This is a genomic window from Terrisphaera buseokensis, assembly GCF_047521145.2.
Lineage (GTDB): Bacteria > Verrucomicrobiota > Verrucomicrobiia > Opitutales > Opitutaceae > ER46.
The window spans coordinates 2825448-2847757 of record NZ_CM134186.1 but is presented as its reverse complement, the minus strand read 5'-3'; the positions used below and the strand labels follow the sequence as shown (position 1 = coordinate 2847757).

At 54.7% G+C, this 22310-nt stretch carries 25 protein-coding genes; 2 read left to right on the top strand and 23 right to left on the bottom strand.

Annotated features, from left to right (window positions below; all coding sequences use genetic code 11):
* Nucleotides 1–159: 159 nt before the first annotated feature.
* From ACLJEU_RS10575 to ACLJEU_RS10485, 19 genes are all read right to left on the bottom strand, one after another.
* Complete coding sequence (locus ACLJEU_RS10575) at nt 160–396, bottom strand: hypothetical protein (RefSeq protein ID WP_414665149.1); 237 nt, start codon at nt 394–396, stop codon at nt 160–162.
* 293 nt (nt 397–689) lie between these two features.
* Nucleotides 690–1364: a hypothetical protein gene (locus ACLJEU_RS10570; protein ID WP_414665148.1), complete on the bottom strand. Its 675-nt coding sequence runs from the start codon at nt 1362–1364 to the stop codon at nt 690–692.
* Between the two features lie 552 nt (nt 1365–1916).
* A complete protein-coding gene (locus tag ACLJEU_RS10565) occupies nt 1917–2192 on the bottom strand; it encodes a ferredoxin (protein ID WP_414665151.1) in 276 nt (91 codons plus the stop codon).
* 976 nt (nt 2193–3168) lie between these two features.
* Entirely contained in the window at nt 3169–3492 is a 324-nt protein-coding gene (locus ACLJEU_RS10560) for a hypothetical protein (protein WP_414665147.1), read from the bottom strand.
* 145 nt (nt 3493–3637) lie between these two features.
* Nucleotides 3638–4120: a T6SS immunity protein Tdi1 domain-containing protein gene (locus tag ACLJEU_RS10555; RefSeq protein ID WP_414665146.1), complete on the bottom strand. Its 483-nt coding sequence runs from the start codon at nt 4118–4120 to the stop codon at nt 3638–3640.
* Nucleotides 4121–4280: 160 nt separating this feature from the next.
* A complete protein-coding gene (locus tag ACLJEU_RS10550) occupies nt 4281–4739 on the bottom strand; it encodes a hypothetical protein (protein ID WP_414665145.1) in 459 nt (152 codons plus the stop codon).
* Nucleotides 4740–4877: 138 nt separating this feature from the next.
* Nucleotides 4878–5393: a hypothetical protein gene (locus ACLJEU_RS10545; RefSeq protein ID WP_414665144.1), complete on the bottom strand. Its 516-nt coding sequence runs from the start codon at nt 5391–5393 to the stop codon at nt 4878–4880.
* 972 nt (nt 5394–6365) lie between these two features.
* Complete coding sequence (locus ACLJEU_RS10540; RefSeq protein WP_414665143.1) at nt 6366–6710, bottom strand: hypothetical protein; 345 nt, start codon at nt 6708–6710, stop codon at nt 6366–6368.
* Between the two features lie 159 nt (nt 6711–6869).
* Entirely contained in the window at nt 6870–7238 is a 369-nt protein-coding gene (locus tag ACLJEU_RS10535) for a hypothetical protein (RefSeq protein WP_414665142.1), read from the bottom strand.
* 168 nt (nt 7239–7406) lie between these two features.
* Nucleotides 7407–7736 carry a hypothetical protein gene (locus ACLJEU_RS10530; RefSeq protein WP_414665141.1) on the bottom strand — a complete coding sequence of 110 codons (330 nt, stop codon included), beginning with the start codon at nt 7734–7736 and terminating at the stop codon, nt 7407–7409.
* An 81-nt stretch (nt 7737–7817) separates the two neighbouring features.
* Nucleotides 7818–8399: a chloramphenicol phosphotransferase CPT family protein gene (locus ACLJEU_RS10525; protein ID WP_414665140.1), complete on the bottom strand. Its 582-nt coding sequence runs from the start codon at nt 8397–8399 to the stop codon at nt 7818–7820.
* Between the two features lie 195 nt (nt 8400–8594).
* Nucleotides 8595–9632, bottom strand: a complete 1038-nt coding sequence (locus tag ACLJEU_RS10520; RefSeq protein WP_414665139.1) for a hypothetical protein — start codon at nt 9630–9632, stop codon at nt 8595–8597.
* A gap of 974 nt (nt 9633–10606) precedes the next feature.
* Nucleotides 10607–11092: a hypothetical protein gene (locus ACLJEU_RS10515; protein WP_414665138.1), complete on the bottom strand. Its 486-nt coding sequence runs from the start codon at nt 11090–11092 to the stop codon at nt 10607–10609.
* Nucleotides 11093–11706: 614 nt separating this feature from the next.
* Nucleotides 11707–12381, bottom strand: coding sequence for a hypothetical protein (locus tag ACLJEU_RS10510; protein ID WP_414665137.1), 675 nt, complete (start codon nt 12379–12381; stop codon nt 11707–11709).
* A gap of 1104 nt (nt 12382–13485) precedes the next feature.
* Nucleotides 13486–14142: a VIT1/CCC1 transporter family protein gene (locus tag ACLJEU_RS10505; protein WP_414665136.1), complete on the bottom strand. Its 657-nt coding sequence runs from the start codon at nt 14140–14142 to the stop codon at nt 13486–13488.
* Nucleotides 14143–14308: 166 nt separating this feature from the next.
* Complete coding sequence (locus ACLJEU_RS10500; RefSeq protein WP_414665135.1) at nt 14309–14692, bottom strand: hypothetical protein; 384 nt, start codon at nt 14690–14692, stop codon at nt 14309–14311.
* Between the two features lie 648 nt (nt 14693–15340).
* Nucleotides 15341–15697 carry a hypothetical protein gene (locus ACLJEU_RS10495; RefSeq protein ID WP_414665134.1) on the bottom strand — a complete coding sequence of 119 codons (357 nt, stop codon included), beginning with the start codon at nt 15695–15697 and terminating at the stop codon, nt 15341–15343.
* Between the two features lie 146 nt (nt 15698–15843).
* A complete protein-coding gene (locus tag ACLJEU_RS10490) occupies nt 15844–16566 on the bottom strand; it encodes a hypothetical protein (RefSeq protein WP_414665133.1) in 723 nt (240 codons plus the stop codon).
* 663 nt (nt 16567–17229) lie between these two features.
* Complete coding sequence (locus ACLJEU_RS10485; protein WP_414665132.1) at nt 17230–17772, bottom strand: hypothetical protein; 543 nt, start codon at nt 17770–17772, stop codon at nt 17230–17232.
* Between the two features lie 634 nt (nt 17773–18406).
* Here ACLJEU_RS10485 and ACLJEU_RS10480 point away from each other — a divergent pair.
* Nucleotides 18407–18871, top strand: a complete 465-nt coding sequence (locus ACLJEU_RS10480; RefSeq protein WP_414665131.1) for a hypothetical protein — start codon at nt 18407–18409, stop codon at nt 18869–18871.
* 657 nt (nt 18872–19528) lie between these two features.
* On the opposite strand, the gene ACLJEU_RS10475 is transcribed toward ACLJEU_RS10480, so the two are convergent.
* Nucleotides 19529–19786, bottom strand: a complete 258-nt coding sequence (locus ACLJEU_RS10475; protein ID WP_414665130.1) for a hypothetical protein — start codon at nt 19784–19786, stop codon at nt 19529–19531.
* Nucleotides 19787–19937: 151 nt separating this feature from the next.
* Nucleotides 19938–20156 (bottom strand): hypothetical protein, encoded by a 219-nt coding sequence (locus ACLJEU_RS10470; protein WP_414665129.1) that lies wholly within the window; start codon nt 20154–20156, stop codon nt 19938–19940.
* Between the two features lie 393 nt (nt 20157–20549).
* Between ACLJEU_RS10470 and ACLJEU_RS10465 the strand changes: the two genes are divergently transcribed.
* On the top strand, nt 20550–20858 hold the full coding sequence (locus ACLJEU_RS10465; protein WP_414665128.1) for a hypothetical protein: 309 nt from the start codon (nt 20550–20552) through the stop codon (nt 20856–20858).
* Between the two features lie 132 nt (nt 20859–20990).
* On the opposite strand, the gene ACLJEU_RS10460 is transcribed toward ACLJEU_RS10465, so the two are convergent.
* Nucleotides 20991–21371, bottom strand: coding sequence for a hypothetical protein (locus tag ACLJEU_RS10460; RefSeq protein ID WP_414665127.1), 381 nt, complete (start codon nt 21369–21371; stop codon nt 20991–20993).
* A 191-nt stretch (nt 21372–21562) separates the two neighbouring features.
* Nucleotides 21563–22231: a toll/interleukin-1 receptor domain-containing protein gene (locus ACLJEU_RS10455; protein ID WP_414665126.1), complete on the bottom strand. Its 669-nt coding sequence runs from the start codon at nt 22229–22231 to the stop codon at nt 21563–21565.
* Between the last annotated feature and the right edge of the window lie 79 nt (nt 22232–22310).

The following is a 22310-nucleotide window of genomic DNA, read 5'->3' as shown; positions in this document are numbered from 1 at the left end:
GTTTCGTCCTTTTGGCTAACGTCAAAGATGAGCCACGCCAGTGGCCGGCGCGCCGCGTGCCTCACTACGCTTCTCATTCTGTGGTTTCATTTCGAAAATCCTTCAGTAGCACGCGGCGTGACGGACACTGGCGTTGGCTCTGGCGCCTTGTTGGGCGTTTCATGATTCGACAACGGCTTCTGCGAGACCGTGCGCGATTAAGAGCTTCGCTGCGCGTTCAGCACCTTTCAGCACCGCAAAACCGTCCTTAGCTGCCGACTGATACTCGGCGTCAGAGCCAAACCGCTTGGAGATGTAATACTCATGGATCAAACGAGTCTTCTTCTTGTTCAGCACCCAAAGTCGCACTTGGCCAAAAAGGAACTCGGCACGTTCGCCGCGGACGAAATCACTCATACTGGGAGAATAGAATTCAGGCCCGGCTTTCATCACGTAGTGTCGCGTGGGACGTCGCTCGAATGCGATATTCGCAGGTTTCTTTAGGAGACGGATGCGCATAGATTTTTGCCCAACGTCAAAGATGAGCCACGACCGTGGCTGGCGCGCTGCGTGCCGTATGACGTTTTAGATTCCGTGGTTTCATTTGGAAGTTCGTGAGGTAGCACGCGGCGTGACAGCCATGGTCGTTGGCTCTGGCGCCTTGTTAGCCCGATTTTGCATTCGAAAACATTCGCACTTCAACCCTGAAGCTACGGGCTTTTCTTCGCGCTGGGCTTAATGAATTCACTGAATAGGATATTTCTTTCACTATCTGCCGCGGCACCCATACGGGTCGCCTGCATGACACCAAGGTTCATAAATGGTTCTAGCAGCTTCGATGGAAAAGTCGGCGCACGCATCATTTCGGTGTGCTTTGCGATGGTGAGTCTGACGGGTTTTCCTTTCCCTTCGGGAGTGAAATCCATGTATGATCCTTTCGGAATAAATTCTACATCGTTCAATTCATCGTCATTGTGAGCCACAACGGAATTGCGCCAACGTTCGATGAACGAATGAAGCTCAGTAAGCTCCGGAGAATCAAACTTAGCCCACTTTGCCGAAATCGAACCCCAATTTCTCCCGGATGCGAAAGAACGGGCATAGTAAACGATCGCTGCCGAAGTAAGCGCACTACGGACCGGATCCTTTTCGGAAAGATTGATGGCAGACTTGAGCGCTGTCGCGGCAAGCTTCATGTCGCGAATGGCCAAGATCAGACGCTTCAACTGAAGGTGCCGAGGCTTGGTAGTGTCGGGAAGGTAGAGATGATGACCCATTGGCTTCACGCTTCCGCCGAGCAAGGCTTCAGGTTCGTATCGTAACACTGCTCGCTCGGTCGAAGTTCCAAAGACATGTTCGGCTTTCTCTTGCTTGGCTAACGTCAAAGATGAGCCACACCAGTGGCCGGCGTGACGCGTGCTTCGCAACGTTTCTGATTCTGCGGTTTCATTTCGATCACTCCTAAATCAGCACGCGGCATGACGGCCACTGGTGTTGGCTCTGGCGACTTGTTGGGCGTCTGGGCGAATGAAAACTGAGGCTGCGTATCGCTCATCAATTGTGGGGTCACCAAACCAATTCGGAAAACTTAGCCTTAGTCGAGATGGCTTCGCCCCGTCACTTCCGCAATCGAGGTGTCGCACACCCCTACTCTTTCGCTTTCGACCAGAAATTCGACGCTCTCGACTACCGGAATTCCGGTAGTGCCCGCACTGGACTTCTCGCCAAATCGGCTCCATGCGCAAACCGCACGCTCCTTGGCTTCCGCACCGCGACGGTATTCCGCCCAACGTCAAAGATGAGCCACGCCAGTGGCCGGCGTGACGCGTGCTTCACAACGTTTCTGTCTCCACAGTTTCATTTCGATAATTCGTGAGTCAGCACGCGGCATGACGGCCACTGGCGTTGGCTCTGGCGCCTTGTTGGGCCGTTCTCCTTCATCGATGGGAGCGACCGATCTGCCAAATGCGCCACCATGTCCTTTTGCCATCGCATCCGATCGCACACACCGGACACGCCTCAAGAGCTCCCATGCACTTTGAATACTCTTCAGGCGTCGAAGGCTGCTTGAAAACGTAGTAATGGCCACCGGCGTCGTTTCGTCGAAAGTGTCCAGGAGCGATCGTCGCGCAGCAATCGTGGTCGAGGCACTGCTCATCGACGTAGAACGCACCGGGGACGTTCTGTGGCCAGCGATTCTTGGGATCCGCCATAGCTTTTTTGCCCAACGTCAAAGATGAGCCACGACCGTGGCTGGCGCGCCGCGTGCGGCATCACGATTTGGATTCTGCGGTTTCATTCGGAGATTCGTGAAGGAGCACGCGGCGTGACAGCCATGGTCGTTGGCTCTGGCGACTTGTTGGGCGTCTGGGCGAATGAAAACTGAGGCTGCGTATCGCTCATCAAATGTGGGGTAACCAAACCAATTCGGAAATCTTAGCTTTAGTCGAGATGGCTTCGCCCCGTCACTTCCGCAATCGAGGTGTCGCACATCCCTACTCTTTCGATTTCGGCCAAACGTTCGACGCTCTCGACTACCGGAATTCCGGTAGTGCCCGCACTGGACTTCTCGCCAAATTGGCTACATGCGCAAACCGCACACTCCCTGACTTCCGCACCGCGAAGGCATTTCGCCCAACGTCAGAGATGAGCCACGCCAGTAGCCGGCATGCCGCGTGCAGCACTAGACACCGCACTCTCCTGCTCCACTTCGATCATTCGTGAGATAGCACGCGGCATGACGGATACTGGCGTTGGCTCTGGCGCCTGGTTCGGCGAGACTGGAGCGAACGATGTTGAGCAGACGACGAACAGATCACACGTACAAATCGGAAGCAGCCGATCAGAACGAACTCAGAAGCAGGCCGTGAAGTAGCGCAACGGGCGAACCAAGCGAGGGACCGAGCGTACGCTCCGCCGAATCCCAACTCGCAGCGCCGGGTCGATGTAGTCGAACCGGGCCAAAACGTCCGAGCCTCTGAACCCGAATGACTCATCTGCTGCACTGAGAAGATCTCTGTGGTCATCGTGAAACGCCGAACGTCAAAGATGAGCCACGACGGGAGCTGGCGCGCCGCGTGCCTCATTCGGAACTGCATTCGGATTCTTCATCTCGAAACACCTTCGATCGCACGCGGCGTGACAGCTCCCGGCGTTGGCTCTGGCGCCTTGTTCGGCCTTTTCCGCGCGCTAAAGCAACTCGTGATCTTCAAGGGCATCGCTCCAAATGAGGTCGGAATTCGCTGCAAAATACGAGCGCAACTGAGCCACGATTTCCGGACTCTCAAGCTCGCCGCGATCTACCGCGTCAAGAAACTGACGTGAATCTTCTACGGTCATGCTTCTGAATTCACCATTGCAGCAGCCGTAGCCGTCAAACGAGATGCGACGAAGAAACACGCGACCATCGCCATCGACATCAAAGTCCGCAAAAACGCTGCCGCCCTGAAGGGACAGACAAACCCGACAAGGTCTCGATTGCACCGTCGGAAAGAGTTGGACTGCGATAGGCATTTCTTTTGCCGAACGTCAAAGATGAGCCACGACCTTCGCCGGCGCGGCTCGTGCGACATCACGATTTGGATTCTGCTGCTTCATTTCGTTCAATGGTACGGTAGCACGAGACGTGACGGCGAAGGTCGTTGGCTCTGGCGCCTTGTTAGCCCGATTTTTTATTTCCAATTCGGAATGTGACGTTCGTGCCATCCGGAACGTCTTCAAGCTGCTCGAACATCAGGCCCAACGCCGCGAATTGAAACTCCGCTGTGCGGACTACGATGTTCTCAACCACATAATCGCCGCCAAGGATCGGAATTTGCACAAAGGCATAGCATTCGCCCTGCCTCAGCGTCTTCCCTGCAGCGACCAGACGGTCCACTAATGGAATCATCAGCCAGTCATTCGCGTTGTTCCCTTGGTCGAGAAGATCGCAAAACTGGTCTCTGGAAGCGGCCAAGCAACGCAACGAACCGTCATCCAGCCGCAGGACGTGAATCTTGCCGTCGTCGGTCTTTAAGAAAAGATCTCCAAATCGATTCACGAGCCACGTCGTAAACTGGGGCGGTAACCGCCAGTGCCAATTGGCGACGAGCTTCTGCCAATCAAAACTGGAGTGATCGATGATGTAATCGTGGAGGTTCACTTTCTTTCCTTGGCTAACGTCAAAGATGAGCCACGCCAGTGCCCGGCGTGCCGCGTGCTGGATTCGACTCAGCACTCTCCTGCTCCATTTCGATCACTCCTGAATCAGCACGCGGCATGACGGGTACTGGCGTTGGCTCTGGCGCCTTGTTCGGCGTTTATCACTCTTCTCCATCTGAGTAGTACCAACCGTCTTCCTGTGACCGCGCGAAATCTTCTGAATCCGAATCGAGATCTCGAACGAGCACCTCGAAATCTTCATCACGAGCAATCTCTCCTTCATCATCTTCTGTCGTGTTCCGAGACTGCTCGAGACCATCGGGCCCAATTCTGGTCTTACCCATCACTATCGATGAAACGAGGTCTTCATAGTAGATCCACGAGCTGTTCCGAATCTCCTCCATCGTTTCCAAACTTTCGCCGAACGTCCGCGAACGGCGAACGAACTTCTGTTCAACGTCGTTGAGTGTGTCAAAAATGTGCCCGCTACTTGGGAAGAAAACCCATACGCCTTCTCGGTTCGAACGTTTGACGACACCTCCACGAAGGCGTGCCACGAGCTTAGCCGCCTCCCAATCGTCAAAAAATCGTAGCGGTCTCATTTTCTTGCCGAACGTCAAAGATGAGCCACGCCAGTGGCCGGCGTGACGCGTGCTTCACTACGTTTTGGATTCTGCGGTTTCACTTCGGTCACTCGTGAAGTCGCACGCGGCATGACGGCCACTGGCGTTGGCTCTGGCGCCTTGTTGGGCTATTTTTCATCGCCTCAGCGCAAGTTGGATAATCTCCCCTCGCGTAAGTCGCTGCATCGGCTCCTTCAGAATTGTACCGCGGATGCACTCCTCAGAGCCCGCCGCAATGTCGGAAAGGTCGTACGCGATCGGAAACATATCGTCCTCTTTCTTTCCGAACTTCTTTGCGAGCGTCGCCGGACCGCGCTTCGCGACGTCGAAATCGTGATATCGCGCCAAATGGTAAATCTCACTCCCAACAAAAACGGAAACCGTGAGGAAATGCCGATTTTTGTCGGCCGCGGAGAGCGACAGATTGCCGATAAACCCGAACGCCCTCGACCCATCTCGGAACTGGAACTCGCAGCCAAACAGCCGACAGTCACCCGAAGTGACCGGAAGCTTCTTGACGGGTCGAACACACGTCTCTCCGGCTTCGTCGTCATTACAGAACTCCCAAACAGGATCCTTCCGTAGCAGCGCCTCGGTCAACGTCTCGACCGGTACGTATTTCTTTATACAACCTTTCATGATCTTGCCCAACGTCAAAGATGAGCCACGACGGGACCTGGCGCGAGGCGTGCCTTTCGTGACGAGACCATTTCTGAAACCCATAGAGCACGACTCGTGACAGGTCCCGGCGTTGGCTCTGGCGCCTTGTTCGGCGTTTTCTTTGGATCGAGACGGGCAGCTGAGAATGCTCGGGAGAATCGCCCGAAATCCTCGGACTTCCTCTTCAGACAAGCTGCCGCCATCACACGCACGCGGCCTTCCGACACTGAGCGCAGTTCCTTCTTCACGGTGAACTGCCGCTCACACTTCGAGTCGATGCCGTCGCACTCAAAAACTTCGACTACCGGACTTCCGGTAAACTCCAGACTTGCGCCCCTACTCTTTGCGATCATGGCGACGGCTTCCCCTTTTTTGCCGAACGTCAAAGATGAGCCACGCCAGTAGCCGGCAGGACGCGTGCTGCACTACGTCTTGTATTCTTCTGGTCCAATTCGATCACTCGTGAGAAAGCACGCGGCATGACGGCTACTGGCGTTGGCTCTGGCGCCTTGTTCGGCGAAAAACGGTTAGAGCAATGCAGCGGAAATGGCGAGCGAGCCAGAGGAACGAAGTCGAAAATGTGGCTCTTCGAACGCACACGAAAGCAAGGACTGAATCGGCGCGACGGGAAACCCAAATCCGGGACCGAGCGTACGCTCCGCCGATTCCCATCTCGGAGCGCCGGGTCGATGTAGTCGAGTCCGGCCAAAGTGTCCAAAGATGGAAACTCGATTCCAGGTCCAGCAACTTCCGCTGCGCTGCGTCTTGAGCATGTCGACTGTACGCTGGAGGAAGTCATCGCGGAGCCTTTTGCCGAACGTCAAAGATGAGCCACGACCTTCGCCGGCGCGGCTCGTGCATCATCACGATTTGGATTCTGCTGCTTCATTTCGATCAATCGTGCGATAGCACGAGACGTGACGGCGAAGGTCGTTGGCTCTGGCGCCTTGTTGGGCCTTTGGCTCATGTGCGCTGCCACAGTATGGTTCGATTCGCTGCGAATGCCGGCTTCATGATCTTTCCGAACCACGCTGCATCGATACCAAATCGCCGCTCGGTTTCCGCGCGAAACTCTTCAAAGCCGATATCTTCTTCCCCAACAGCGATGCTGTCGCCGCCGGTGGCAACGCCAAATCCCAGGCAAATCTCGTCGACCGTGAGAAGGTCGCTCTTGAAACCGATGACTTCGTTAACGTCATCCCATGGCACTCGCGCTGAATTGCCCTTGCCGGCGACGATAGTGAAACCTTCATCGTCGAAGCGGACAACTCGTGCGAACCGCGGAGAAACTGGCGTAAACCAAGTCATGCTTTTTTGCCCAACGTCAAAGATGAGCCACGACCTTCGCCGGCGCGGCTCGTGCTGCTTTACGACATGGATTCTGCTGCTTCATTTCGATCAACCGTTCGATAGCACGAGACGTGACGGCGAAGGTTGTTGGCTCTGGCGCCTTGTTAGGCCGATTTTTCATTCGAGAGCGGCAAAGCGGTCGCGATCTTTCCAAAAAGGACAGTGCGGGCATGCCTCGCCTCCCGGATAGTCCTTTCCCTCCTCATGCGGGCATCCAAATATCTTTTCGACCATCACGAGTGATCGGACTTCGTGTTCCTGGAGTCGGGCGACAACGTCCTTCTGAATCTCCGTTTTGAATCGGGCGTCCTTTTCTTCACTGAAGTAGCGGTGAATTGCACCCTCGTCGCCTTCGCGCAAAAAAATCCCGAGAACAGCTTTGGTCGCCTTCTTATCGTCGGGACCATAGAAAGCCAGGGTAGCGCGGGGGAACCCTTGATCTCCGCGCTTTGCTTTCTTCCGCAGTAGGGTGATGTAGGTCGGCATGGTAGCTGCCGGGGAGCGTGTTCTTTTTTTGCCTAACGTCAAAGATGAGCCACGACCTTCGCCGGCGCGGCTCGTGCTGCTTCACAATTTGGATTTTGTAGCTTCATTTCGATCAGTCGTACGGTAGCACGAGACGTGACGGCGAAGGTCGTTGGCTCTGGCGCCTTGTTAGCCCGTTTTCTTCGCGAGCAAGGTATCGCGAATTTCCGGCGAAACCAAGACCCTGCTTCCAACCGGAAAATCTTCCTTCTTTCGGTCCGGGAACGACACAATGATTCGCCACCGCTTGTCGAGTGGAACAGCTGGATCACGGATATTGAAGTGTGCCATATGAAACCGTGCTGCTACTTCAAACTCACTTCCGTCCGGACGCATGACGGCGACAGTCTCAGCGGCGTCCGCCCACTTGTCGCGGGGTACGGAAAAATCGGGGACCAGATACACCGCAGGCCCAATCTGGAAGCGGTCCTCGATGGAAAGCAGGTGGACGCGGCGCATGCTTCTTTGGCTAACGTCAAAGATGAGCCACGGCAGTGGCCGGCGCGCCGCGTGCCTCACTACGTTTCTCATCCCGTAGTTTCATTTCGAATCTCCTTCGATAGCACGCGGCGTGACGGCCACTGGCGTTGGCTCTGGCGCCTTGTTAGCCCGATTGGATGCATTCGTGACAAAATCAATTACGGCGGAAGCGCAGGATTCCGATGACTGCTTCGAGGTGTCGACCTCAAGATCGTACGGCTTCTGAACGTGCACTCGGTCAAACTGCCACCGAGAGAGCCCAACTCTACGATCTCCACGGGCCTTCTCACGGTCGACAAGTACATCCAATGGACAATGCACGCCGACGAAATACGTCTTCTTGGCACTGAGTGCATTTCGGGTCGCCTCAAACCAAGCATGCTGTTCGAAAACGTGATCGACGACTACGGCAAACCCGCTCGACGCGAGTATCGGCAGGGTCGCATGGAAATTCGAAACGCCTACACGGTGACATTCCCGCTGAACATCCAAATCACCAATGGCAGGCCAGTGAAACATATCCGTGAAGTTGTCTAACGAGGCGTACAAAACAGGGCTTTTCGAAAGACGTTGGATGGCCCTCGCTATGCTGGTCTTACCGGCGCTTGACGCTCCGTTCAGGACGATGACTGCGGATTTCATTCTTTGGCTAACGTCAAAGATGAGCCACGACCACAGCCGGCGCGACTCGTGCGAGATTCGGATTTATAGTCGGGGGTTTCATTCGAAACAGATTAGTTAGCACGAGGCGTGACGGCTGTGGTCGTTGGCTCTAGCGCCTTGTTAGCCGATTGGAGACTGGCAAGACTGTCGCACTAGAAATCTGAAACTATCCGCTTATGCAGAAGGTGAACTGTAAATACTGACAAGCGTGTAAAGCTCAGCTCGTGTCGCTGATAAATCCGTAGCAAAACGCTTCATCGCTCTGCGCATAGCAACTAGGGCTCGCCCAGGATCAGCCGAGTACTCTGGTCGAGTCTTCCCACGCTTACGAAAAACGAAATCGATTACTGAGGCGACGGTCGTTCCTGCCAGTTGAATCTTCTTCGCAGCGGAAGCAGTATCGCTATCGTTCTCGATCATCAAAGCCATATCAGCGTGAGCAGCCCAGTTGAACCACATTGATTCTCCATCCATCCGGTGATATCGTGCATAGCAATCGGCATAGGTTTCTAGCTCTTTGCGCTCCTTGGGCGTCGCACTTTGTGGTATAGAGCTTCTGACACGCTGCCTCCGATCCTCGTCTGGCGGGAGCTGGTCCTTAGCGAAGAATTCTACCGCATCTGAGAACGCTGAAAGATCGATTCCTCCGTTTGCGCCTGGAAAGTGCTTCTCCATAAGGCTGACCATCAGGCTGTTCACCTTTAGAATGGACGCCCTAACCGTCTCGACACCGAGAAAGTCGTTTAATTCTTTGCGGTAATGCGTTTCATCTGGGAAGCCACGAGAGGCGACCCATCGCCACCAAGCATTTATTGCCTTGGTTCCATCACCCATGCGCCGATCGAAATACTCAAGAACGACGGGCATGTAGTTCTCAGGTGCGTTGTAATATTTGTAATACTCCGTATAAGAATCTAGCTCCAAGAAAAACGCAGCATATCGATACGCGCGATATTTGGGACAACCTTCCTTTATCCATTCTGCGACAAGAGCTCGCTGCTGTTGCGGCAGGCCTCCGGGCGGCATATCTCCTCGCTCGACGACGCGAACTTGCAGCTGAGCAGATCGCTGGCGGCATGATTCCCAATCTGTGATGTCGAATATCGAACGCATCGCTGGGCAGTCGAACTGCTGAAATATAGGTAAGATGTCTTCATTGAAGCCGACATTTCCGGTGGCGTGTGTGCCAGTTAAGGGGCAATATTCAGGCATGGTGGTGTTGTCTGTTGTTTTGTTTGGCTAACGTCAAAGATGAGCCACGACCTTCGCCGGCGCGGCTCGTGCTGCATCACAATTTGGATTCTTCCGCTTCATTTCGATCACTTTAAGATAGCACGAGACGTGACGGCGAAGGTCGTTGGCTCTGGCGCCTTGTTGGGCTCCTCCAGCGCTTAACTTCTTTGATAAGTACGGCCACACCCGGATAGAGAAAATCAGAAGAATGGGTAGTTCTTGTCGCTTTCGGAAAGATCCAAGCGACCGCATCGCACTTCACTCCTGCTATCTTTGATATCCAAGCTTCGATTCTAGCGTCGATTTCCCTCTTCAAACTTCGCCTCCAACGTGGAGCTACGAACACCATTCCTAGTCGCCGTTGTCCATGAGGGGCAGATATCGCGATGTCTTTGCACGCAAGAGCAAGCGACTCTTCAATTCGCCTCTGACGGGTTGGATGAAGTCTACCGCATCTTGGCCAACACATCTTTGCTTCCGCCATGAAATCTTTCCTGCGAACGCAAAAGTAAAGATCAACGCGTCCATTATAAGAAAGGTGCCCTTTCGCAGCCTTCGGAGACACTTTGCGCTTCTCATTCGAAAACTCTTCGAACGCGAAATGACCAGTACTAGAAATCGCTCCGGCAAAAATGCTCAGAGAGGCTCGTTCGTTGTACCACCATGGCACGTCAATCCCCCACTCTTTCGCGATCCTTTCATTCAAACCGCACCATGCACTTAGTACCGCGCGTAACGGAAGTCCTTTCGAACACCGCTGTCCTTTGAAAGTAGGTTTCATAAATCTTCTCGCTCGCCCAACGTCAAAGATGAGCCACACCAGTGGCCGGCGTGACGCGTGCTTCGCTACGTTTTTGATTCTGCGGTTTCATTTCGAAGACTCGTGAATCAGCACGCGGCATGACGGCCACTGGTGTTGGCTCTGGCGCCTTGTTGGGCGTCTGGGGAGCGTATCACGGAGCATTCCCTTCGAATTGGATCTTCGGGAGAACGTCGAGTAAGGCGTCCGTGCGTGCTCGATTCGCATGATACGCCATCAGCGGCTCACACTGCCGCACCGCCTTCAAGAATATCAAGGCTGGTTCCCGCAGCGTACTGAAGTGACGCTCGAACGGCCAAGGGGTCTTTTCTTCAGGACGCTCGCGATCGTAGGTGAGATGAGAGACCTGACTGCTCGCGCGGCGCGCAAGGTCAGTGTCGAACACGTAGGAGTGATTCCACGCGCCAAAGTGGCTGGGCTTCATGTATGCGCCGCCAAACTCCTTTGGCGCGAAAAACTCATTCAGATTTCGAGCGTGAGTCGCGAAGACCTCGAGCCATCCACTGCCATCTCGCGGCGAAATGCCGGCACGACAAAGCGCGAGTAGAGAATGGACGAGCATCTCGATCTCATACAACGCGTGGTCGAGTGCCGCTGGCTTATCTTCCTTCTTTTTCACGTGAGAGCGCAATTTGTTTGCCCAACGTCAAAGATGAGCCACGACCTTCGCCGGCGCGGCTCGTGCAGCATCACGATTTGGACTCTGCTGCTTCATTTCGATCAATCGTACGGTAGCACGAGACGTGACGGCGAAGGTCGTTGGCTCTGGCGACTTGTTCGGCGAGGGACGGTTCGAGCAATGCTGAGCGAACGACACACCGGAAGTGAAGCGAGCTTGAACACGCCGCCGGGAAAACGAACACGGGAGCAGGCTTCCCACAAACGCTGCGGGTGAACCAAACCCGGGACCGCGCGTACGCTCCGCCGCTCGCCATCTCGGAGCGCCGGGTCGATGTAGTCGAGCCAGGCCAAAAGCTCCGACGATGGAAGCTCGAACCCTCGACCAACGAAACACGCTCGGATCACCGTCCTGTCTTATCGACTGCATGCTCAACGAACGCATCGCGGTGGTTTTGGGCCGAACGTCAAAGATGAGCCACGACCGTGGCTGGCGCGCCGCGTGCATCGTGACGATCTAGATTCTGGCATTTCACTCGAAGATGCATGAGGTCGCACGCGGCGTGACAGCCATGGTCGTTGGCTCTGGCGCCTTGTTGGGCCGGTTTTCTTTCTTCACAATGATCTTAGGCCATCAGGCCGATGGGACACGTCGCTGAGAAGACAAACCTGAGAATAAAAAGGCCGTGGAACTCCGGTCTTCTTTTCGGCGAAGAACTTCGTGCTGAAAGGAAACTTGTTCGAAGCGGTGAATCGGCAGCAAACTTGAGGCCATTCCCAATAGTCGTCTGTCTCCCAGCGAACGTAAACTATGTCACGGTAATTGAGCCAAAAAACGACATCCACCGTGATAGCACCTTCTTCGGTCGCGTCCGCGAAGTACCACGAATCGCCGATCCGCTTTATGTGCTTTGTGCCAAGCTGGCCTGTCGTAAACTCGAGGTGCTCTGTGTGAATCTTCGTCAACACCGCGATTGAATACGGTGTCTCCACTGAGCTGTGTGTCTCTTCCGTATTAGGCAATTTACGCTCTGCATCTCGAATCATGAACTCCCCGTAGAACCCATATTCCTTGTCCCAAATGGCGCGAGCCTCCACCTCCTTCTTCAGACTTTCCGCGTGAGCAAACTCCTCTACAACTTTCGTTCTTTTTGTATCGCGAGTCGGCCAAATCTTCCGGGCGCCCTGATAGAGCAAAATAGCCAGTGTCGGCGTCGCAACTAGGATGGCGACAAGATCGAGAACGCCTTGATTGGCGTTTGCCCACGTGGAAATTTCAGTCCAGCTCATTTTGCCCAACGTCAAAGATGAGCCACGACCTTCGCCGGCGCGGTTCGTGCGACTTCACGATTTGGATTCTGCTGCTTCATTTCGATCAACCGCTCGATAGCACGAGACGTGACGGCGAAGGTCGTTGGCTCTGGCGACTTGTTCGGCGAGGGACGGTTCGAGCAATGCTGAGCGAACGAGACGCCGGAATTGAAGCGAGCTTGAAGACGCCGCCGGTAAAACGAACACGGAAGCAGGCTTCCCACAAACGCTGCGGGTGAACCAAACCCGGGACCGCGCGTACGCTCCGCCGATCGCCATCTCGGAGCGCCGGGTCGACGTAGTCGAGCCAGGTCAACAGGTCCGACGATGGAAGCTCGAACCCTCGACCAACGAAAAGCGATCGGATCGCCGGCCTGTCTTCTCGACTGCATGCTCATCGAACGCATCGCGGTGGTTTTGGGCCGAACGTCAAAGATGAGCCACGCCAGTGGCCGGCGTGACGCGTGCTTCACTACGCTTCTGATTCCGTGGTTTCATTTCGGCAACTCGTGAAGTCGCACGCGGCATGACGGCCACTGGTGTTGGCTCTGGCGCCTTGTTGGGCGTCTGGGCGACTGAGAAATCAGCTCTCGAATAACGCATCAGAAATTGGGTTCAGAGACTGAATGAGGAGCAACTTGGTTTGAGTCGAGATGGCTTCGGCGGTAACTACTGTCCACATCTGCTCCGAAGAGTGCGCTTCAGCAACCAAACGCTGAGCAATGACAGCGGAATCGTGAGTACGATACTAAGGCCACCGACTATGGCGGGACGCTCGCCGCCGCTTAACGTCCAGAAGTAGGTCAGATATTCAAAGTAGAATCGGAAATCTACTCCACTGACGAACAAGTATGCGGCGGTCCATGAGAGGCCGTAACACGCAACGATCACCAAAACGTACAGTGGGAAATTCTTCGAAGGACGCATCGTATTTTGCCCAACGTCAAAGATGAGCCACGCCAGTGGCCGGCGTGACGCGTGATTCGCTACGTTTCTGATTCTTCAGCTTCATTTCGGTCACTCGTGACATCGCACGCGGCATGACGGCCACTGGCGTTGGCTCTGGCGACTTGTTGGGCCGTTTCATTCCTTCCAGCTTACCTGAATACTTTTCAGTTCGGTGTCATTGTATGCCGCCACCACGGCGAACACACTCTTCTCCTTCATGTTCGACCGCATCTGCATGCTCGTGACCACGTAGTGATAGCCTCCTCCAAGTTGCTGCGCTGCACGTCGGACCGCCTCTTGTGCAGTGTCGCTGCGGAACATGAACCCCAAGAGCACGACGAGCAAAACAGACAGAGCTGCGCCAATAGCAACCGCCAACTTGGTATTTGGCGGTGACAATCCCGCCGCCAATTGAGCGTGACGCACCTCGGAATACATCACCTGCCGCCTTACCCACAAAAGTAGAACGCAAAAAGCTCCGGCGAAGATTAGCGAAATAGCACTTCCAACTCCTGATCGCAGCACAGCGGCCCAATATCCAATGGGATACATGAACGGCATAACGACCAAGCCAACGCCACAAGCTGCGAGCATGAATGAAGACAGTGTCGCCACCCAACGGGCTGTCTTCAATCCGCCACGAACTAGCAGGATACCGCCGACAAGCGCGAAAATATTCAGACTTGAACTGTAGGAGCGGCCGCTCGCGATGCACCATACCATGTAGGCGATGTCGAGCGAGCCGACTGCGATGAGAGCCAGACCGCATCGTTTCAGGACTTTCGAGTGCATGATTTTGCCCAACGTCAAAGATGAGCCACGACCTTCGCCGGCGCGGCTCGTGCAACATCACGATTTGGATTCTGCTGCTTCATTTCGATTAATCGTACGGTAGCACGAGACGTGACGGCGAAGGTCGTTGGCTCTGGCGCCTTGTTAGGCGCTTGGGGTGAGTGCACTACGACTTCCACTTTAAAGTCGTAAAATCTAAACCGTGAAACTCTAGCACGTCGCGGAATGTCACGTCAGGATGCGACTGGCCGCTAATGTGACACTCTACCGCCCGCGCAGCATGGCGAAGTGCTTCGAAATGTGCGTCCGTTTCGCTCTGGCGCCGTGCCATTGCCAGTAAGCGTGACGTTTGGTGAGCCTGCTTCGCGACATCGAGTAGGGCATTCGGTGGGACGGCTGCGGCGTGCTCAGGAACTGTGGTCCGCAAATGTCGCGCGATGAACTTCGCACCTTCTTCCGCGGGATTCTTCGCAAAGTTCTGCTTACCTTTGAGAATTGGCAGAACGATGATCGCTGCAACTACTAGTATGAGGATGATGATCCAGATCATATGAAACGTGATTCGTTAACTTCTGCTTCAGATTCGGAGTACGGGCTTGTCAGCCTAACGTCAAAGATGAGCCACGCCAGTGGCCGGCGCGCCGCGTGCCTCACTGCGATTCGCATTCCGACGTTTCATTTCGGTTCTCCTTCGATAGCACGCGGCGTGACGGCCACTGGCGTTGGCTCTGGCGCCTTGTTCGGCGGAGTGCTCATAGCGTGCCCTCCGTGTACAGAGTAGAACCCTCTACTCTTAGCTGGATGAATCTGATCGTCGTCCACGGCGCGACTCGAACTTCAACGGAGGCAAATAACTCACCGATTCTAAATTCTAAGCGAGGAGAAAACCAAAATATACTTTTCGAGCGCACGCCGATAAATCCGTCGACACAAACGGACTCGTACCCCTTCCCGCGTCCCGAGTATGTCACCGTCACGACGCGGTCGGGTGTTGAGACGGTCCATTCACGTAAAAGCCAGCCCTTGCGAGTGAGCGATGCATTCATTGCCGAACGTCAAAGATGAGCCACACCAGTGGCCGGCGTGTCGCGTGCTTCACTACGTTTTTGTTTCTGCATTTTCGATTCTGTCACTCGTGACATCGCACGCGGCATGACGGCCACTGGTGTTGGCTCTGGCGCCTTGTTAGCCTTGTGGCTCATGCGAAGAAAGCGCGTAAGCCACCGGCACGCTTGATTTCCTCATCAGAGGCGAAGGCGACACTAATCTGATCAACGGCGGGTGCTGGATATCCTTCTGTGCGAAGCGCCACTCGGCTCTGAAAATCCAGTTCCTTCGAGAATCCACTTCGTGTCGCAAGGGACTTGTCTGCGTCCGCGGAGAAAATGTACCAAACCACCAGATGCTTCGGGTCGATACCGATTGCGCCGTACGAAAATGCCTCACGAATGTTCGGTTTCCTGGTCGACATCGAACTGCGCACGGTAGCGATCGCCCGCTGCACGATAGGCTCAAGCTGTTTTTCATTCGCTTCGGCTTTGGAATGCGAGGTCATCGTTTTCTTGGCTAACGTCAAAGATGAGCCACGACCGTGGCTGGCGCGCCGCGTGCATCGCTACGATCTAGATTCTGCGGTTCCATTTCGGGATTCATGAGGTAGCACGCGGCGTGACAGCCATGGTCGTTGGCTCTGGCGCCTTGTTAGCCTTCTCGGGCATGGATACCCTTACCTAATTCCAATGTGTAGTGGAAAAGGAACTTGATGTCTTCGATCTTCTCCTTGCGAACGCGCCAGGTGCCTGCTGGCGATGGCATGAACGGAAGGATTGCCGGTGGGATCTTGCGCCCTGGCACATAAAAAAGGAACAAGACGCCTCCCATAACGCATCGATAGACTCGATTGGCTGTTATTCGAGCGATGTCGGGCTTGGTGATGAAATGCCCCAAATGCTTTCCCTCAAAGTAAGGAGCGACGGCCATAACGCCGTACGACTCCGCTGAACCGGGATTCTCTGCAAGAAGCATCGTCCGAAACTTCTCTTCGTGAGGGCCTAGGTCAACAGAGTCAAAGAACGGCAGGGACGATACGCTCATGCGCCAGAGAATAGACATGAACATCAGCTTGGTCTTCGGATAATCAATTCCCTTGATGTGAATGTGCCGGCCATCATCAGCGTACTCTGCGCTCACCCCGCCGAAGAATAGCTCACTAAAATACTTTTCGTTCTTACCGAACGAGCCTTCGCACACATCACAGAGCAAATATTCGCGCATTCCCTTTTGGAACGTGAGGTCCTTCTTCACGGGATTGGAGCTTACGGTGAAGAAACGATGCTTCTCATCATACATCGGGCCATAAAAGAATTCGGGTATGATGTGTGAATTGCGGATGGTCCCGTCACGCTGGCAGAGGCGGCATCTCATCGTTTTTGGCTAACGTCAAAGATGAGCCACGACCTTCGCCGGCGCGGCTCGTGCGACATCACGAGTTGGATTCTGCTGCTTCATTCGATTGCTCGTACGGTAGCACGAGACGTGACGGCGAAGGTCGTTGGCTCTGGCGCCTTGTTGGGCGTCTGGGAACTGCTCGAAAACCGATCTTCGCAAATTGCAGATTGAAGGCTCGGGCAACGCTGCGGCTCTTTGGGCAAAGCTGCCGCCATCGACTGCACAGGGAGGAATTCCTCAAAACCTTTTCTCATCGGGTGGACTCGCGAAACATCGCCCGAGCACCCTCGCCCTTCAACGCTCTCGCCTACCGGAATTCCGGTAGTCAAACCTATCGACACCGTCCACGGTGCGCCCGAATCACCCGCAGCTGCCACCTCGAAACATCTGCTCTCTGACGTGCGCATCGCTACGGTATTTCGCCCAACGTCAAAGATGAGCCACGCCAGTGGCCGGCGTGACACGTGCTTCACTACGTTTCTCATTCCGCGGTTTCACTTCGACGACTCGTGAGAAAGCACGCGGCATGACGGCCACTGGCGTTGGCTCTGGCGCCTTGTTGGGCCGACTTTCCATTCGGCAGCTCTTGGTACTATTCTGCCCATCTTGGTCATTAAAGAACTTCGATGTAAGACATTTCTATCTCAAGTAGGACACTGTATGCCCACCTGTTGTCAAAACCTCCATTTTCTCGGAAGAGAAATTGATAGCTCGGTAGTTTTCCCCGTCCACGGAAACAATGTCTTCCTTCACGTATTCTTTGAGAGCGACTAAAGTCTCATACGAAGCGACAACCTCTTTCTTCTCGAGATAGTACTGATCGGCAGCAGCGGCTAAGATTCTAAGATTCCTGAGAATTCTTTCTTCCTTTTCCGCGCTGATCTTAACCTTATCTGCGCTCACTTTAGGTTGGGGTAATCGAACTCGGAAGTCTTTCCCTTCTCTCCTTACAGTGAGAACCTCGGATACTTTATCAAAGCTCAGCACTGTGTATCCTTCGAACTGCTGGCCGACCTCCAGCCAGTAAGATTTACCATCCTGACTTTTCTTCAGCGCAAAGCGTGCTCCGTTTTCCCCTAGCGCGTAACCCGAGAATTGAAAGGGCAATTCCGCGGCAACCAATCCGACTTGTGAAATCGAAGCCAGGATCGCGGTAAAAACTTTTCGGCTTAGTAGTTTCATTTTTCGTTTCGGAGTTTGCCCAACGTCAAAGATGAGCCACGCCAGTGGCCGGCGTGACGCGTGCTTCACTAGGTTTTGGATTCCGTGGTTTCATTTCGGACACTCGTGACATCGCACGCGGCATGACGGCCACTGGTGTTGGCTCTGGCGCCTTGTTGGGCGTCTGGGCGAATGAAAACTGAGGCTGCGTATCGCTCATCAATTGTGGGGTCACCAAACCAATTCGGAGAACATAGCCTTAGTCGAGATGGCTTCGCCCCGTCACTTCCGCAATCGAGGTGTCGCACACCCCTACTCTTTCGATTCCGACCAAAGGTTCGATATTCTCGACTACCGGAATTCCGGTAGTGCCCGCACTGGACTTCTCGCCAAGTCGCTTTGTGCGCCAAGCGTAGGCGCTCTTAAATTCGGTAAAGCATCTCTTCATCGGGTAATGCGCCGGTCAATTGCCCAAGCCAGTTCTTCTGCAACACGTCAGCTTTCTCAGTGCTGCTAACTATCGCACTCCTCGTCATGATGGCCTGCTTCGCGGCGCCGCTTTCTGATCCAAAGGATGAACCACACGGCGAGCGCCGCGCCTAACACGGATGGGAGAACTCCGAGGAGCACGTTCATTTTTTGCCCAACGTCAAAGATGAGCCACGACCGTGGCTGGCGCGCCGCGTGCATCGTGACAGTTTCCATTCCGAACTTTCATTTCAAGATTCATGAGGTAGCACGCGGCGTGACAGCCATGGTCGTTGGCTCTGGCGCCTTGTTAGGCGTTTTTTGCCTTTGCGGAGACGTGCTCGAAGAAAGTGTGCCCAGAGTAAACGACACCGATGACAGCGAGCATCACCGAGGTGTAAACGAAGAGAAACGCGTCTTCCCCGGAAAGCTGGCGAAGACCCAGCACGAGGCGAGAAATCGGAGAGTCAGGACGCCAAACAGAGAAACCAAGTGGTGCGAGAAATATTCCGGAGAATGCGGCGAGCATCCAAAACATGCTGCACATCATTCCAAATATTGCGCCGATACGAGTAACTCGCGTGCGATGACGCTCGGGAGTAATTCGAAGGATCCAGTGCAGTTTTGGGGGCATCGGCATCGAAAGATCTGAGCAGGTTAGTCGAGATTTGTCACTTTGAGTGCAAACTCGAAAGGGATGGAATCGGCGCCTAACGTCAAAGATGAGCCACGACCTTCGCCGGCGCGGCTCGTGCGACATCACGATTTAAACTCTGCTGCTTCGTTTCGATCAATTGTACGATAGCACGAGACGTGACGGCGAAGGTCGTTGGCTCTGGCGACTTGTTCGGCGAGGGACGGTTCGAGCAATGCTGAGCGAACGACACGCCGGAATTGAAGCGAGCTTGAATACGCCGCCGGGAGAACGAACACGGGAGCAGGCTTCCCACAAACGCTGCGGGTGAACCAAACCCGGGACCGCGCGTACGCTCCGCCGATCGCCACCTCGTAGCGCCGGGTCGATGTAGTCGAGCCAGGCCAACAGGTCCGACGATGGAAGCTCGAACCCGCGACCAACGAAACTCGATCGGATCACCGTCCTGTCTTCTCGACTGCATGCTGAACAAACGCATCGCGGTGGTTTTGGGCCGAACGTCAAAGATGAGCCACGACGGGACTTGGCGCGCCTCGTGCCGCATCTCGCCTTCCATTCCGTCGTTTCATTTCGAAAGCAGATTCCAACGCACGAGGCGTGACAAGTCCCGGCGTTGGCTCTGGCGCCTTGTTCGGCCTTTTTCTGGCTGGTTCATTACGAGCAATCTCCACCCCATCGCCATCGTGGCGGCTCGCCCTTCTTCCAGCAGATCAACAGCAGAGCTAGCGTGATCACCGATACAAAAGCGATAGACTCCACCGCCCGCTCTCTCCCGCGCAGGAAAATAACCCCGAGCATAAACACGACGAAGTACGCTGCGAACACCACCCAACCCTGCCAGCATGTGGGAAAGCCCCAACCCCACCCGAACCGCTTCGCAGGAAACCAGTACCTTTCGCGAGGAGTAACCATGTGCTTTCCTTTTTGCCGAACGTCAAAGATGAGCCACGACCGTGGCCGGCGCGCCGCGTGCGGCATGACGATTTGGATTATGTGGTTTCACATCGAGATTCGTGAGATAGCACGCGGCGTGACGGCCATGGTCGTTGGCTCTGGCGCCTTGTTAGGCGGATTTTTTCTCATCACGCTGAACCTTCGATAGCCCGACACCGGAGAAAAACACGCCGGTAGCACTCGCCGCGATGCAGCCGCCGGCCACGAACCAAAAACGAATCGGAACTTCGTCTTTTCGAATCTCCCCAACGGTCTCGCTGCCGAACGAGCGCACGCGGTAACCGATGCGACCTTGAATGGCCCAAGACGATGTGATTGCGAAAAGCACCAGGGAGCATGCGAACCCAATGCCCCACATGTATCGGCGTGTAGAAGTGCTCCTGAATTGCGGCATGGCTTTCCTCTTTTGCCTAACGTCCAAAGATGAGCCACGACCTTCGCCGGCGCGGCTCGTGCGACATCACGATTTGGATTCTGCTGCTTCATTTCGATCAACCTTTCGGTAGCACGAGCCGTGACGGCGAAGGTCGTTGGCTCTGGCGCCTTGTTAGGCTGTTTTTGGAACATGCCAAGGAACATAACGCGCCGCCCAAGTAATCGTCTCTTCGAGTGATGTCGTAGAACCAGTCGGCCACCGAGACTTGAGGCTCCACGTGTTTTCGACGCGCACCTCGAGATCAATGCGAAAGCCCAATTCGCGAGTGTGGGCAGTCACGTATCGGTGAACAACAATTCGCTCTCGACGATCGGATCGCTCAATGATCGTTGCGATCTCAGTATCGGTGGCACCGCAACGAGGACACCGACCGAATGCTGGAATATGAACATCCGGCTCGCCGTGATCGTAGCCGCCGCCGGCACAATGCGCCCCGCACGGGGCAAGATGCTCGACAGGCTGCCAATCGAAAGTGCGTCCCATGCGACCATGGCACTCGAACTCTTCGAAAACAACGCGGCTGTCGCATACCGGACAAATGTCTTCTTTAGTTTTACCTGTTGGGTCCGCGAACGACATGGTTTTCTTGCCTAACGTCAAAGATGAGCCACACCAGTGGCCGGCGTGACGCGTGCTCCACTACGTTTCCGATTCCTCAGTTTCGTTTCGGACGCTCGTGACATCGCACGCGGCATGACGGCCACTGGTGTTGGCTCTGGCGCCTTGTTAGGCGTTTTTTGGTTTGAGGTAACCACGTCGGATTAAGAACCGCTTAGCAGCGATCAAGTAAAGTATTCCATGCACAAACAGCAGGCCAAGTAACAGCTGCGTGAGGCTGGCGAATGAAACGCGCTTTGACGCGAAAAGTGAGATCACCGAAACGATGTACAAGCCTTCGCAAAATCCGAAAACGGTGGAGGGCCAATGAGCGCCGTCCTTACGTGAAACCGCGTAACAGAACGCGACCGCCTGGACAAACCACGCAGGCAACCAGAATGCGACCGGGGTCTTCGCAACCGCATATCCAATCGCGACTGCACCGGAGACGAACATCACGACCCAATCGATGTAGTCCAGCGCAGATGGAACGTAACGTTCGTCGTTCATTGATTGGCCTAACGTCAAAGATGAGCCACGCCAGTGGCCGGCGTGACGCGTGCTTCACTGCGTTTCTGATTCCACAGTTTCATTTCGGCCACTCGTGACATCGCACGCGGCATGACGGCCACTGGCGTTGGCTCTGGCGCCTTGTTAGGCCGATTTTGCATTCGGAAGGAGTCGCACTTCCAAACTAGATGCTACGCCGCTTGGATATCATCTTCAGTGAGCTCGAGCGTCTTCAGGAACTTCTTCTTGGTCTTCGAAGACAAGCGAGGCCAATGTAATCGAGCAAATGCCGGCAGGTAGTCGACGCGGCAATCTCCGGCATCCCAAACTTGGGAATTTCCCAAAGCTGCCACGAGGAAATTCTCAGCTTCATCCTCAGTGAACGATGCGAAGTAAGGGACAAGAGGCTTTACAATTGCCTCAGCTCCCCTCCACGACCCAGCTTCTTCTACTTTTTTGATCCATCGAGGGATCATCAGGCGTGGACGCTTCTTGAATATGACATCTCTAAGGAGCTTTGGGATATCATCGTCATTGTGAACTCGTTTCGATTGAAGCTTTGCGATGAACCCAAACGGAACCGTGCCGTCCAGGGAAAGAGGCATGATAAGGACGTCGGGCCTTGAAACGATGAAGCCTACTTCCTGTGCGCACCACTCGGACGCCTTAAAGTGCTTACTGAGCAGCGCAACGAACACCGTTGCTGTCTTGAGTCTCTCGATGATCTCGTCGCGCCATTCTTCGGACACCGAAAGGTCTTCGTGCGCCAAAAAGCCGGTCAGACCGAAGTCACGCAACGCCACTTTCGTGACATTTGCGGCTTCCTTGTCCGCACTTGAGTAGCTGATGAAGGTATCCATTTTTTTAGCCTAACGTCAAAGATGAGCCACGACCGTGGCTGGCGCGCCGCGTGCCGCACTACGACTTAGGTTCTGTGGT

Coding starts and splice junctions, on each gene's coding strand:
- ACLJEU_RS10490 (WP_414665133.1), bottom strand. CDS start 16,566: ATGAGATGCCGCCTCTGCCAGCGTGACGGGACCATCCGCAATTCACAC.
- ACLJEU_RS10560 (WP_414665147.1), bottom strand. CDS start 3,492: ATGCCTATCGCAGTCCAACTCTTTCCGACGGTGCAATCGAGACCTTGT.
- ACLJEU_RS10525 (WP_414665140.1), bottom strand. CDS start 8,399: ATGAAATCCGCAGTCATCGTCCTGAACGGAGCGTCAAGCGCCGGTAAG.
- ACLJEU_RS10485 (WP_414665132.1), bottom strand. CDS start 17,772: ATGAAACTACTAAGCCGAAAAGTTTTTACCGCGATCCTGGCTTCGATT.
- ACLJEU_RS10510 (WP_414665137.1), bottom strand. CDS start 12,381: ATGAGCTGGACTGAAATTTCCACGTGGGCAAACGCCAATCAAGGCGTT.
- ACLJEU_RS10565 (WP_414665151.1), bottom strand. CDS start 2,192: ATGGCGGATCCCAAGAATCGCTGGCCACAGAACGTCCCCGGTGCGTTC.
- ACLJEU_RS10495 (WP_414665134.1), bottom strand. CDS start 15,697: ATGACCTCGCATTCCAAAGCCGAAGCGAATGAAAAACAGCTTGAGCCT.
- ACLJEU_RS10520 (WP_414665139.1), bottom strand. CDS start 9,632: ATGCCTGAATATTGCCCCTTAACTGGCACACACGCCACCGGAAATGTC.
- ACLJEU_RS10575 (WP_414665149.1), bottom strand. CDS start 396: ATGAGTGATTTCGTCCGCGGCGAACGTGCCGAGTTCCTTTTTGGCCAA.
- ACLJEU_RS10480 (WP_414665131.1), top strand. CDS start 18,407: ATGAGCCACGACCGTGGCTGGCGCGCCGCGTGCATCGTGACAGTTTCC.
- ACLJEU_RS10500 (WP_414665135.1), bottom strand. CDS start 14,692: ATGATCTGGATCATCATCCTCATACTAGTAGTTGCAGCGATCATCGTT.
- ACLJEU_RS10505 (WP_414665136.1), bottom strand. CDS start 14,142: ATGCACTCGAAAGTCCTGAAACGATGCGGTCTGGCTCTCATCGCAGTC.
- ACLJEU_RS10530 (WP_414665141.1), bottom strand. CDS start 7,736: ATGCGCCGCGTCCACCTGCTTTCCATCGAGGACCGCTTCCAGATTGGG.
- ACLJEU_RS10535 (WP_414665142.1), bottom strand. CDS start 7,238: ATGCCGACCTACATCACCCTACTGCGGAAGAAAGCAAAGCGCGGAGAT.
- ACLJEU_RS10460 (WP_414665127.1), bottom strand. CDS start 21,371: ATGAACGACGAACGTTACGTTCCATCTGCGCTGGACTACATCGATTGG.
- ACLJEU_RS10540 (WP_414665143.1), bottom strand. CDS start 6,710: ATGACTTGGTTTACGCCAGTTTCTCCGCGGTTCGCACGAGTTGTCCGC.
- ACLJEU_RS10475 (WP_414665130.1), bottom strand. CDS start 19,786: ATGGTTACTCCTCGCGAAAGGTACTGGTTTCCTGCGAAGCGGTTCGGG.
- ACLJEU_RS10455 (WP_414665126.1), bottom strand. CDS start 22,231: ATGGATACCTTCATCAGCTACTCAAGTGCGGACAAGGAAGCCGCAAAT.